The sequence below is a fragment of the Rathayibacter sp. AY1A4 genome (assembly GCF_002930955.1).
Classification (GTDB): domain Bacteria; phylum Actinomycetota; class Actinomycetes; order Actinomycetales; family Microbacteriaceae; genus Rathayibacter.
Genome location: NZ_PSTN01000013.1, coordinates 1 through 12,358, shown reverse-complemented (window position 1 = coordinate 12,358; position 12,358 = coordinate 1). Strand labels below are relative to the sequence as shown.

Below are 12,358 nucleotides of genomic sequence, written 5' to 3'. Positions count from 1 at the left end.
TGGGGCTGAACGGTCGCCGCCGACGCAGTGCGCTCGGTCGGCAGAGGAGAGGACATCGGATGAGTCGAACGGAACAGTCGGGGCAGGACGAGCGCGGACGACCCCGAGCGCGGACGGCGCGAGCGCTGGTCGGCACGACGGTGGGTTGCGTGCTCGTGAGCGGGCTGCTGGGCGGAGGCCTCGCGCCGCCGCCCGCCCTCGCCGCCGACGGTCCTCACACGACGATCGAGAACACCCTCCTGCAGGGAGGCGCGACGAACGCCGGAGTGACGACCGTCTCGGCCTGGGTCCAGAAGGGCGAGACGCTCCGGGTGGACCTCCACCCGCTCCAGGCGGGCTCGGGCGCCGGCGAGGGCGAGACCGGCGGCGGTACCGCGCGGGTGACGGCTCCGGGCGGGGCCGTCCTCGACGAGCAGGACTTCGCGCCCGGAGCGGCGCCCTCGGTGTCCGCCGGCGGCTCGTTCGTGGCGGACGAGACCGGCGTCTTCCAGATCCGGGTGTCCGACGACGACGTGACGGCGCCGGTGAACCTCGTCTGGAGCATCGGCGTCCAGGACGCGCGGGGCGCGGCGGTCGCGGGCCGGGTGTGGTCCGACTCCTATGCGATCCAGTCCGGGGCGAAGGAGTCCTACTCCTCGCCCGAGGAGCGGCGCTCGTCTTTCACGCTCCACGCCGTCACGGAGACGGGCGCCCGCTACGAGCTGGGGCTGCGCGGCTACGACGGGGTCGCCTCGACGGTCCAGGCCACGAACAAGGGCAACGTGAAGGTCGGGTCGTCCGATCCGTCCTACCTCTCGGTCCCCATGCCGCAGTCGAGCGAGGCGGGCGGGATCGGGGCTCAGTACGTGCAGGCGTCCGGACGCTCCGGGATCGACGGCCTGCAGACCTACAAGCTCTTCCTGGACCCGCCGTCGTCCGACCTGCCGGAGTCGATCGCTCCGGCCTACCGCGGGCCGACGATCGAGGGCCTCGCCTTCCGCCGGTCGACCGCCGGCTCCGACGCGGGCACGCTGACCGGCGTCCTGGGGACGCAGCCGGGCACCGTCGTCGTGGACGTCGATGCGGACGGGGACGGCTCCTACGACGGCGAGCGCGACGTGCACCTCACCCGGATCGCGGGGACGACCGGTCCCTTCTCGGTCGACTGGGACGGACGGGACGCGAAGGGCGGGACGGTCGACGTGACCGACCCCGACGTCACCTTCCGCGCCTCCATCGGCCGCACGAACGAGTTCCACTTCACGCGGGTCGACGCCGAGACGTCCGCCGGCGGCGTGTCCGTCGTGAGGTCGACCGGCGGCGGCGACGACCCGTCGATGGTCCACTGGGACGACTCGCTCCTCGCCGGATCGAACTCGGAGCGGTACTCCGGCACCTCCGCGGTGACGTCCGGCGACGGCGGCACCGACTCGTCCGGCGGGGTGCACCGCTGGGAGGGCGACGACTCCGGGCGGGGCCGCGTCCCCAACGCCAACGACTCGGTGCACGGCTCCTACGGCGACCTGCGGGCGATCGACGCCTGGGCCTACGGCTCGGACGGTGCGGTCGCGGTCGCACGCCTCGATCCGCTCGCGCCGCACGTGACCATCGCGAAGACCTCGTCGGTCGACTCCGCCACTCCGCTGCTCCGCGGCGCCCGCGTGCCCTACCGGGTGACGCTGACCTCGGACGGGACAGGGGACTACACCGACGCCGCCGTCATCGACTACCTCGACAAGGGCGTGCTCGACGACGCCGAGCTCGACGCCGACTCCCTCCGCGCCTCGCAGGGCACGGCCACGATCGACGCGGAGACGGGCCGCATCTCCTGGGCGGCCGGCAGCCTGCCGGTCGGGGCGACGGCCGAGCTGACCTTCGACGTGATCGTGACCGGCGAGGGGGACCGCGCGCTGACGAACACGGCCTGCCTCGCCGATGCGCCCTTCGCTCCCGCCTCGTCCGGCACGGGGACCGACGCGAACCCCTGCGCCACCGTCCCGCACGACATCGGCGAGGGGTCGCTCCTGATCCGGAAGACCGCGTCCCAGGCGAGCGCCGAGCACGGCGGCACGGCGGGCTTCGACATCGTCGTGGCGAACACCGGAACGGTCGACGCGACGGACGTGACCGTGACCGACGTCCCGACGCTCGACCACCTGCTCGAGGCGACCATCGAGAACGGCGCCGGAGGAACGCAGCCGGCCACGGAGCCCGTCACGGGTCTCGACATCCCCGCCGGCGGCCAGGTGTCGCTGCACGTCAGCGGCCGGGTCACCGACGGGTACGACTCCGCGACCCTGCCCAACCGCGTCTCGATCACCCACCAGCCCGAGGGCTTCGACCCGCCGACGGTCGAGAACGCCTGCGCTGACGATGCGACGTCGTCCTGCGCGGAGATCCCGGTGCCGCCCGTCCAGGGAAGGCTCTCCATCGAGAAGACGGCGATCGGGAATCAGGTCGACCACGGCGGGCGTGCCGGGTTCCGGATCGTGGTCGCCAACGAGGGGGCTCGGCCGGCGGACGGGGTGACCCTCACCGACATCCCCGAGCTCGCGCACCTGAGCGACGTCACGATCTCCCGGGACGGCGGCCCGGCGTCGTCCGACCTGACTGTCGAGAACCTGTCTCTGGCCCCGGGAGCGTCGACGACGTTCACCGTGACCGGACGGGTCGCCGACGGCGTGGACGCGTGGACCATCCCCAACCGGGCGCGCCTGACCGAGGTCCCGGAGGGCTTCGATCCGACGACCGTCCTGCACCCGTGCGCGGACGACGGCGGAGCCAGCTGCGCCCAGGTGGCGGTGCCTCCGGTCGGACTCGTGCCGACGGTCCTCGCCTCGACGGGAGCGGCGGCCGGGCCCCTCGCGGCCGGAGCCGGCGCTCTGCTCCTGGCCGGCGGCGCCCTGACGGCGCTGCGCCGTCGCTCGACCCGCACCTCGTGAACCGGAGCCCGGGCCGCTGCAGCGCGGCCCGGGCTCTCGGACCCTCTCCTCGAAAGGCACTACTGCATGACCGAGCACGGCCTCCCCTACCGCATCACCGAGCGCTTCCCTCTCCCCGATGGACGCGTCGGCGTCAGCACCTGGTGGTCCGCCGACCCGGAGCAGCTGGAGCAGCAGCTCCGCACGCGCTCCGGGCATCCGCATCCCGAGAGGGAGCCGATCCGGAGACTGCACCTCGCGACCGCGACGATCGTGCTGATCGAGGAGCGGACCGCGGGAGGCTTCCGCCCGCTCGACCCCCACCTCCGAGCCCGCACCGATCCGCGCTGGCGCCGGGCTCTCCTGCGGTCGCGCAGGCCGGCCCGGCTCCGACGGGTCATCGGTCCGCGGGACCTGCCGAGGACGGATCCGCCGGTCGAGGTGTCACGGCACGTCGATCCGACACGTCGAGTGTGAAGGAGGCGGGCGGAGAGCTCGGCACCTGATGCGCGGTGAGGGTCTCCCCGCAAGGACGCCGTCGGGTCAGGCGGCTTCCTCGAGGTCGTCCTCGACTGCGACGGGCGCGTCGACCGGGGCGCACGGGGGAGCCGACTCGGCCGGGGGTGCCGAGGCCGCGATGCGCGAGCGCTCGAGCCCGGCGAGGAGCACGGCGAAGGCCTCCTCGAGCTCGGCGGTGTCGCGGAGCAGGACGCGCTCGCCGCTTGCCGGATCGAGGCGGACCGTCCGGTAGGCCGGGCGGGGGAGGTCGGAGACCAGGGTGATGATGCCGAGGACGACGCCGCTGCGGCGGGCGCGCGCGGTCCAGCGGTTGGCGTGGGTGCGGAGAAGGATCATGACCGGGGCCGTCCTCGGTGACGTGGTGCAGGAGCGGGGGGAGGGGGTGTCGCTGGCGGTGCGGGGATCCTCTCGAAGCTTGCTGCACGAAGGGCCTCCGCTTCCTGTGCTTGACAGCAGAGCCGAGCAGCGGTCACCGGCGCCGGGCGGCCGCCGCGGCGTGCAGGGCCCGCAGGAACTCGGGGACGACCGGGTTCCCGGTGTCGCGGGCGAGCACACCGATCTCACGGCTCGCGCCCGGATCGTCGATCGGGATCTCGCGGACGTCGTCGTCGACCGAGGACGGGCTCGGCGGCAGGATCGTGAGTCCGAGGCCGGCTGCCGCGAGTCCCCGGGCGGCGCGGTAGTCGCCGACCTCGAACGCCGGCACGGGGTCACGGCCGTCCACGGCGAGCAGGCGCCGGGCCGACTCGTGGAGGCCGTAGCCGGGCGCCAGCATGATCAGGTCGAGGCCGCGGAGGTCCTCCACCGTGACGGAGCGCCGCGAGGCGAGCGGATGACGGGGGTCCACGACCGCGAGGAGAGGCTCCGAGTAGAGGGTCGTCGTGGTGGTGCCGGGGAGATCGGGCGGATCCGCGACGATCGCCAGCTCGGACTCGCCCTCCGCCACGGCCCTCAGGCAGAGGGCTCGGGAGCCGTGACGGAGCCCGAAGCCGACCTGCGGCCAGCGGCGGCGGAACCGGCGGATCACATCCGGCACGAAGCTCTCCCCGAGGAGCGTCTGGAAGGCGAGGTCGATCCGGCCGTGCTCCACGTCGCCCGCCTGCCGCACCTCCGCGAGCCCGGTGCGGATCACCGACATGCCGTCCTGAGCGGCCTCGGCGAGACGGGTCCCCGCCTCCGTCAGCACCACCCCGCGGCCCTCCCGGCGGACCAGGGGAGTGCCGACCAGGGCGGACAGCCGGGCGAGCGACCGGCTCGCGGTCGGCTGCGGGATCCCGAGCTCGGCGGCCGCCGCCGTCACGCTCCCGGTCTGGGCGATCGCGACGAGCAGGGGCAGGAGGCGGAGGGTCGCGGGCCAGTCGTCGGACACGCCACCACCCTAGATCCGGACATGACCAGAACGCATGAACAGCACGAGAAAGGACATTAGTCATGCACCCGGAGGCGGTCTACCGTTGGAATCATGAGCGCCGCCGCAGGCACCCGACCGATGCGCGCAGCGGCGCCCTTCTCGCAGCGGCGGCTGACCATCGCCCTCCTCGCCGCCGGAGTCGCGACCTTCGCCGAGCTCTACGCCGTGCAGAGCGTCCTCCCGCAGCTCGCGCGGGAGTGGGCCCTCGCCCCGTCCGACGCCGCGCTCACGGTCTCGGCCGCGACCCTCGGGCTGGCGCTCTCGGTGCTGCCGTGGGCCTCGGTGGCCGAGCGCATCGGACGGCTCGAATCCATGCGGATCGCGGTCCTCACGTCCGTGGTCCTGGCGCTGCTCGCCTGCGTCGCCCCGACCTTCGAGCTCCTGCTCGTCCTGCGCTTCCTCGGGGGAGCGGCACTGGGTGCCGTCCCGGCGCTCGCCGTCGCGGCGATCCACGACCGGGTCGGGGGCGCCGGAGCGACGGCCGCCGCGACCGCCTACGTCTCCGGGACCACGATCGGCGGTGCGGCCGGACGCCTGCTCGCCGGACCGCTCGCGGCGGTGCTCGGATGGCGCGGAGCCCTGCTCGTCGTGACGGCCGTCTGCGCGGCGGCGGCGATAGTCTTCGCCGTGCTCGCGCCCCGGGGCGGCGGCGCGCGCGAGGCGGCTCCCGGCGGCTGGCGAGGGAAGACGGCGCAGGTGCTCCGCGATCCGATGCTCGTCGCGATCGCGCTGCAGACGTTCCTAGCGGTCGGCGTGTTCGTCGCGGTCTACAACTACCTGGCGTTCCGGCTCGAGGCGCCGCCGTTCGCGCTGGCGCCCGCGCTCGTCTCCCTCCTCTTCGCCGCCTACCTCGCGGGAACCGTCTCCTCCCGACTGGCGGGGAGATGGGGTCCGCGGATCGGTCCCCGCCTCGTCATGCGGATCGGCGTCGCCCTGATGATCGTCGGACTGCTGGTGATGCTCGCCGAGAACGTCGCCGTGGTGATCGCCGGACTCCTCGTCTTCACGGCCGGCTTCTTCGCCCTGCACGCGACCGGCGCCGCCTGGACGGGAGCGCGGGCGGCTCCGGCACTCCGCGGGCACGCCGGCGCGGTCTACACGATCGCCTTCTACGCGGGCTCGGCCGCCGGCGGCTGGCTCCTCGGCCTGGCCGTCGGAGCCGGTGGCTGGCCGGCGCTGACGGAAGTGACGATCGGCCTGCTGCTGGTCGGAGCGGGGATCGTCAGCCTCCCGTCGCGCACCACCGCGGCCGGGCGCTGAACCCCCGCCTTTGTCGACCGCACCCCGAGCTCCGCCCGGCACCTCCCCGCAGCGGGCGAGGTGCGACATGATGGCCCGACTGCACGAAGCGGGGGACGGCATGGCGCGGAGCACCGGAGCGGACGGCTCCCCACGCGAGAGCGGCGGGACGGACGAGGGCGGCACCGACCCGCGCTACCACGCGGGCTTCCAGCGCGGCTACGACGGACGCGAGGCCGAGCGGCGCGGCAGCGGCGAGGAGCGCCTCCGCTCCCCGTTCCTGTCGGGCGGGACCTCGGGCACCGGGCGATCGGCCGGCCGGCGAGGTGGCGGGTCCGCTTCTGATCAGGAGGACGTGCGATCGGTCGGCGGCCCGACCGGCTCCCGAGTCTCCGGCCGACGGACCGCTCCTGAGCGCGCGAGAGCGGCGGTGCGGGCCGTCCCGACACCCGCGGAGCCGACCGCGCCGCGACCCGCGGAGCCGACAGCCCCTCTCCCGACCGAGCCGACCGTCCCGCTCCCCGCCGATCCCGACTCCGCTCCCGGCGACGCGGCACCCGACTCCGGTGACCGTCACGACGCGACCGACGCCGACCCCCGCCCCGCTGTCTCCACTCGCCGCATCGCCGGAGCCCTGGCGGTCGTCGGCGGCGTGAGCGTCCTCGTCGGACTCCTCGCCCTCTGGAACAGCTCCCACAGCTGGTACGACTACTCGCCGTCGCAGAGCGCCTTCGGGCCCGAGCAGTACCTGCGCGTGCTCAGCGACAACGCGATCGGACCGTTCCTCACCGTCGGCCTGATCGCGCTCGGCCTGGCGGTCGTGGTCCCGCTGCTGAGGGCTCCCCGCTGATGACGCGGGTCCGCTTGCTCTGGGCCGCCGCCATCGCGGTCACCGTCGTCCTCTGGGCCGCCGTGCTCGCGCTCCCGGTCGTGGTCCTCCTGCTGCCGAACCAGTACCAGGGCGACTCGATCACGGTCCCGCCGGAGCTCTACGTGCGGCAGGCGCTCGCGATGGTCGCGCCGCCGCTGCAGACCGCCGCCCTGGTGATGCTGGGAGCGCTGATCGTCGTCGCGGTCGCGCGGCGCCAGCCGGCGAAGGCCAGCACGACGGAGGCGGCGAGCGGCTGGGACGACGCCGTGCTCCTCGACCCGGACGGCCGCGAGCAGCGCGGGACGGGCCCCGCAGGCCGCTGAGCAGACGCTGCTGCGTCGGAAGCCATCCGCTGCTCCCCGGTCGGAAGCCGCTCCTCCGGACGCACCCGCCCCTCACGCCGGCAGCAGCTGGAACCGCTCCCGCGCCGCTCCGCCGGCGACGAGGTCCGCGAGCAGCTCGCCCAGGACCGGACCGAACTTGAAGCCGTGCCCCGAGAACCCGGTCGCCAGAGTCACGCGGCCCACGCGGTCGAGCACGAAGTCCTCGTCGGGCGTGCTGTCGTAGAGGCAGCTGATCGGAGTGGCGCTCGCCGCGTCCACGCCCGGAATCCACTCCGCGACGTAGCCGACGAGGCGGGCGAGCGCTCGGGGCTCGGGCTCGAAGGTGCGCTCGTCCGGATCGACGACGACTCCGGTGCCGTGCTCGCCCACCTTCACTCCGACTCCGGGCGTCGCGAGCCCGTAGACGACGGGCAGGCCGGCGCGGTGGTGGGCGAAGCTCGGCCAGGAGTCGAGGGGCAGGTCCGTCGCGAAGTGCGCGGGCTGCTCCTGCGTGACGCGCAGCGGAGGGAGGCGTCGACCGGCCGCGCGGACGAGACCCTCCACGAGGGGCGGCGTCCAGGATCCGCCGGCCACGACGACCGCGTCGGCGTCGAGGGCGCCGTCCGAGGTCAGCACGCGCACGTCGTCGGCGCGCTCCTCGATGCCCAGCACTCGCGTCCGCGTCCGGAGGACGGCGCCGCGTCCGAGGGCGGAGTCGAGCATCGCGTCGATCGCGGCCGCCGCGTCGAGGCGTCCGCCCTCGGGGTGCAGCAGGACGTCGGTCTCGAAGCGGAGTCCCGGCCAGCGCGGCTGCGCCTCGTCCGCCCCGATCCGCACTACGGGGATCCCGTCGCGCAGGAGGACAGCCTCGACGGCGGCCAGGACGGCGGGGTCGCCGTGGTCGATCGCGCCGACAGGGTGCAGCAAACGGCGGCCGGTTTCGGCCTCCAACCGTGCCCAGGCGCGCCCGGCCCGTCCGGTGAGGGCGCGGTAGTCGTCCTCGAGGTAGCCGCGGCGGAAGATGCGCGTCTCGCCGTGGGACGAGCCGCGGTCGTGACCCCGCTCGAACTGCTCGACGAGCACCACGCGATCGCCGCGCTCGGTGAGGGCGCGGGCCGTCGCCGCTCCGACCAGGCCGGCTCCGACGACGACGACCTCTCGGGTCACGGGGTCTCCCGGGAGGCGCGGCGCACGCCGAGCAGGACGACCAGGCGGAGGAACCCGACGAGTCCCATGCCGATCAGTGCGGCGATCAGCATCAGCACGGCGACACCGGCCACCCAGGTCGTGTCGCCCGTCACCGACTGTGCCGCGAACTCGGTGCAGAACAGCGCCAGCCCGGCGTAGCTCAGGATGAGGACGGTGATCGTCCCGGGGCGGCGGAGGCGCTGCGCGGGCGTCCGCCAGAGGGCGGGCGGCTCGAGCCAGCGGCGCAGCAGCCGGATCACGAGGGTGCCGACCAGGCCGAGGAAGGCGGCCGCGATCAGGATGATGCCCGCGCCGCCCAGCCCCGACGCCTCGACGCCGGCCAGCTCGAGGGCGATCCCGATCGCGACGCCGACGGCTCCTGCGCCGCCCGCGATCATCGCCGCCCACACTCCGAAGCCGCCGCGGAGGACGCTCTCACGCTCGGCGCGGCTCGGGTCGGCGTCCATCGGACGCTGCTGACGCGGCCGGATCGGCGCGGGGGGAGCCGGCGCCGGCGCTGCTGCCGGAGCGGCCGCGGCCTCGGACACGCCCCAGACCGGAGCGGCGTCCGGCGTCTGCGACTCGATCACGTTCTCGCGCACCGGCACGTAGCGCAGCGGCGCGTCGATCCGCACCTGCGGCCGCCCGCGCACGACGATCGTCGCCCCCAGGTCGGCCCCGCGCTCCAGCGCGACGGGTCCGAGGAGGAGCCCGACCGCCGGATCGATCCGCCACGCGTCCGACCGGGGAGCCGACCCGTACCACTCTGCCGACACGGCCCCGCCGAGATCGACCGAGATCGGCCGCCCGTCGCTGTAGCTCGTCACCGGCACGAGCGACCGGCCGGAGTTGCGCACCCGCGCGCCCACCCGCCACCAGTCGTCCCCGGCGTGCGTCAGCCGCACCTCGACGTCGACCAGCGACGCCGGCACCGCCCGCCGCCGTCCGATGACCACCGCGACGACCGCGAGCCCGGCGATGACCAGCCCGCCGAGCAGGCCGACCACTCCGATGAAGATCTCCATGGGAGCAGTCAAGCAGGCGCGGGTCGACGGTGTGGGCGCGACGAGGTGGCCTCCGCGACGCTCGATCCCGGCCGTCGACGCCGTCGCTCCGCGCGGCCGCCACCCCCGTTCCCGACGCTCCGCCCGACCGTCGAGCCCGGAGCGGGTCACTCCGCATACTGAGGAGGCGCGTCGCGTCGACCGCACCGCGGGTCTCGTCGCAGGAGGGGTCGATCATGCGCCACTGGTCGGTCGCCCCTGTGCGCCGGCGCGCTCGTCGACGGGCCGGAATGATCCTCGCTCTGCTGGGGGCCGCGGCGCTCGCCGTCGCCGCCGTCGCGCTGTCGGACACGGCGGGAGGAGGCGGACCGGAGGGGGTGTCCTCCTCGGCCGGTGCTTCTGCGGCGTTGAGCAGTCCGGCTGCTCCCGCGCCGAGCAGCCCCTCGGCGGACGTCGAGCCGTCCACTCCGGAAACGGAGCCGTCCGCTCCGGAAACGGAGCCGTCCGCTCCGTCCCTCGCGACGCTGGCCGCTCTCCCCTCGGTCGAAGGCCCCGCCGCCGTCCCCTACGACCGCGACCTCTTCGGACAGGCGTGGTCGGACGTCGACCGCAACGGCTGCGACACCCGCAACGACGTCCTCGGCCGCGACTTGCTCGCCCCCGTGTTCAAGCCCGGCACCCGCGACTGCAAGGTGCTCACCGGCACCCTGATCGACCCCTACGACGGCGCCTCGGTCGCCTTCGTCTCCGGGACCGACACCTCCCGCCTGGTGCAGATCGACCACGTCGTCGCCCTCGGCTGGGCGTGGCACCACGGCGCCTGGTCGTGGACGGACGACCAGCGCCTGGCCTTCGCGAACGATCCCGCGAACCTCGTCGCCGCCTCCGAGCAGACGAACCGCGCGAAGAGCGACGCCGGCCCGGGGGAGTGGCTGCCACCGGCCGCGGAGCTGCGCTGCGGGTACGTGGAGCAGTTCGTGGCGGTGCTCAGCGACTACGGGCTCGGGATCGGCGCCCGGGACCGGGCGGCGTCGGAGGCGGTGCTGGCGGGGTGCGGGGAGTGAGGGGGAGAACCTCTTTCCTCTGATGGAGGGTCGTCCCGACGCCGCAACAGCGGCAGACGCGACCGCAGTAGCGGCTTTCAACTAAGACAATAGTGAGTAATGGTCTCTTCCGTGACCTCTTTTCTGGGACCCATGCGGCACAAAGTTCAGCACTTACGCAAAATGAGTAACTCTGTCGCTAACACGAGTGCATCTCGACAGAACGTGCTCCGAGCATTTCTAGTCTCGCGAGATGCCTCCCGTTACTCCCGCCACACTCTCACTTGAACTAGGCGTTTCTCAGCGTCGAATCCGAAGCCTCCTCCGCTCCTCCTACGGAACTCTTCCGGCTGAGGAATCTCGGTGGGATCTGACCGAAGCGCAGGCGGAGGCTGTCCGCTCCCGTCTGCTTCGACGAGACACCACCGAGCGTCGGTTCACCTTGGAAGTGGGCGACCAGGTCCTCCGGCGTGATATTCACCGCGCCTACGGAGGGCAGCAGCAGCAGGGGATCGTGACGCCGCGAGCGCTCCGTGAAATCTTCATCTTCACCGATCCGGCGAAGGGAGCTCGATACGGCTACGACCGCTTCGAGGGACTTCGCGAGGACGGGTCCTACTCATACACGGGAGAAGGGCAGGTCGGTGACCAGGTTTTTCTTCGCGGCAACAGGGCTCTCCGGGACGCGGCGCAGGATGGGCGGGTGCTTCGGCTCTTCACGGTGCAGGGAACGAGCGTGACCTACATCGGTGCCTTCACGACAGGGACTCCGACCTACCGGTGGGAGATCATCCCGGACACCGAAGGGACGCAGCGACGCGGCATCATCTTCACTCTCCTGCCGCTCGCAGCGGACATCACTCGGCTGCCGACCTATGGTGGCACGCAGGAGTCCGCTGCCTCGCTCGGCGACTGGACGCCTCCCGAGCACTCCGACATCGTCATCGCGGGTGCGGATGTCAGCCCTCTCGATGACCGGGTCGTCTCCCGAATTGAGTTCGAGCTGCAGTCCGACTTTGGGCTCTGGCTGACCGAGAACGGCACGCCGCCCAGTCGTCTGACCCTCCCGGTTGGCAGCTCACGGGTCGAGCCGGACCTCTACGTCCGATCGAGCGGCTGGATTGTCGAAGCCAAGAAGTCGACCGCCCGGTCCTTCGTCCGCATGGCCATCGGGCAGGTGCTCGACTATGCCCATCTTGCGCAGCGCGAGGGCTACGCGGCAGTCCCCGTCATCCTGCTTCCCGGTCGCCCGGAAGAGGACATGCTGGATCTCATCCGCAGCCTCTCGATCATCACAGCGTTCAGGTCTGACGAGGGCTTCGACCTCATCGATCCGTAGAGGAAAGAAGCCGAACGGCCGGCAGATCGGGGTGGGCCCACTCCAGTCCGGGGAGTTCGCTCGGAAGGAGCCAGAGGAGTTGGTCGTGGTCGGTGCTCTCCGTGGGGCGTGGGCCACGAACCACGGCTCGGAAGCAGTGCAACCGAATGGAGAGAGCGCCGACCTCCGTTTCGTCTGACGTCAGCTTGGGGCCGACCTCGATCTCCACGCTCAGCTCCTCGCGGATCTCCCTCGCGAGGGCGCCTTCAGCCGTTTCGCCAGGTTCTCGCTTGCCGCCGGGAAATTCCCAGAGCCCGCCCGCCGCCTTGTCCGCCCGCCGACGGCAGGCAAGAATACGGCCGCGATCGCTGATGACCGCCGCAACGACGTCGAGAGTGTCCACGGGTCCATCATGCCGACACCGGTGCAACAACCGCCCTGTACGCGATGGCCGGGATGATCGGCGTGAACACGCTGACCACGAAGTCCATGATCGTCGCGCCGAGGCGCTTGAGGGACCGCGGCTGCTTCGCCTGCTCTGC

The 12,358-nt window shown here is 73.0% G+C and carries 12 protein-coding genes; 7 read left to right on the top strand and 5 right to left on the bottom strand.

What is annotated here, in order from left to right; genetic code table 11:
• Positions 1-149 precede the first annotated feature (149 nt).
• Together C5B92_RS09360 and C5B92_RS09355 are read left to right on the top strand one after the other, a co-directional pair.
• Positions 150-2,921, top strand: a complete 2,772-nt coding sequence (locus tag C5B92_RS09360) for a DUF11 domain-containing protein (RefSeq protein WP_146079290.1) — start codon at positions 150-152, stop codon at positions 2,919-2,921.
• Between the two features lie 66 nt (positions 2,922-2,987).
• A complete protein-coding gene (locus tag C5B92_RS09355) occupies positions 2,988-3,377 on the top strand; it encodes a hypothetical protein (protein WP_104256279.1) in 390 nt (129 codons plus the stop codon).
• A 66-nt stretch (positions 3,378-3,443) separates the two neighbouring features.
• On the opposite strand, the gene C5B92_RS09350 is transcribed toward C5B92_RS09355, so the two are convergent.
• Both C5B92_RS09350 and C5B92_RS09345 read right to left on the bottom strand, forming a co-directional pair.
• On the bottom strand, positions 3,444-3,755 hold the full coding sequence (locus tag C5B92_RS09350) for a hypothetical protein (RefSeq protein WP_104256278.1): 312 nt from the start codon (positions 3,753-3,755) through the stop codon (positions 3,444-3,446).
• Between the two features lie 133 nt (positions 3,756-3,888).
• Positions 3,889-4,788, bottom strand: a complete 900-nt coding sequence (locus C5B92_RS09345) for a LysR family transcriptional regulator (protein WP_104256277.1) — start codon at positions 4,786-4,788, stop codon at positions 3,889-3,891.
• Between the two features lie 93 nt (positions 4,789-4,881).
• Between C5B92_RS09345 and C5B92_RS09340 the strand changes: the two genes are divergently transcribed.
• The 3 genes from C5B92_RS09340 (at position 4,882) to C5B92_RS09330 (ending at position 7,263) form a co-directional block, all read left to right on the top strand.
• Complete coding sequence (locus tag C5B92_RS09340; protein WP_104350327.1) at positions 4,882-6,090, top strand: MFS transporter; 1,209 nt, start codon at positions 4,882-4,884, stop codon at positions 6,088-6,090.
• Positions 6,091-6,157: 67 nt separating this feature from the next.
• Positions 6,158-6,919, top strand: a complete 762-nt coding sequence (locus tag C5B92_RS09335) for a hypothetical protein (RefSeq protein WP_146079289.1) — start codon at positions 6,158-6,160, stop codon at positions 6,917-6,919.
• A complete protein-coding gene (locus C5B92_RS09330; RefSeq protein ID WP_104350325.1) occupies positions 6,919-7,263 on the top strand; it encodes a hypothetical protein in 345 nt (114 codons plus the stop codon). The genes C5B92_RS09335 and C5B92_RS09330 overlap by 1 nt, the downstream gene beginning before the upstream one ends.
• Positions 7,264-7,335: 72 nt before the next feature.
• Here the strand turns inward: C5B92_RS09330 and C5B92_RS09325 are convergent, their stop codons facing one another.
• The gene (locus tag C5B92_RS09325; protein ID WP_104350324.1) at positions 7,336-8,430 is read right to left on the bottom strand and encodes an FAD-dependent oxidoreductase; all 1,095 of its coding nucleotides are present in this window, start codon (positions 8,428-8,430) and stop codon (positions 7,336-7,338) included.
• Positions 8,427-9,476 (bottom strand): hypothetical protein, encoded by a 1,050-nt coding sequence (locus tag C5B92_RS09320; protein ID WP_104350323.1) that lies wholly within the window; start codon positions 9,474-9,476, stop codon positions 8,427-8,429. Before C5B92_RS09320 ends, C5B92_RS09325 begins: the two co-directional genes overlap by 4 nt.
• A gap of 269 nt (positions 9,477-9,745) precedes the next feature.
• Between C5B92_RS09320 and C5B92_RS09315 the strand changes: the two genes are divergently transcribed.
• Together C5B92_RS09315 and C5B92_RS09310 are read left to right on the top strand one after the other, a co-directional pair.
• Positions 9,746-10,519, top strand: coding sequence for an HNH endonuclease family protein (locus tag C5B92_RS09315; RefSeq protein WP_181028783.1), 774 nt, complete (start codon positions 9,746-9,748; stop codon positions 10,517-10,519).
• Positions 10,520-10,946: 427 nt separating this feature from the next.
• Entirely contained in the window at positions 10,947-11,837 is an 891-nt protein-coding gene (locus C5B92_RS09310; protein WP_258060464.1) for a hypothetical protein, read from the top strand.
• On the opposite strand, the gene C5B92_RS09305 is transcribed toward C5B92_RS09310, so the two are convergent.
• Complete coding sequence (locus tag C5B92_RS09305) at positions 11,824-12,219, bottom strand: (deoxy)nucleoside triphosphate pyrophosphohydrolase (RefSeq protein WP_104274496.1); 396 nt, start codon at positions 12,217-12,219, stop codon at positions 11,824-11,826. The genes C5B92_RS09310 and C5B92_RS09305 overlap by 14 nt on opposite strands.
• Positions 12,220-12,358: the final 139 nt, after the last annotated feature.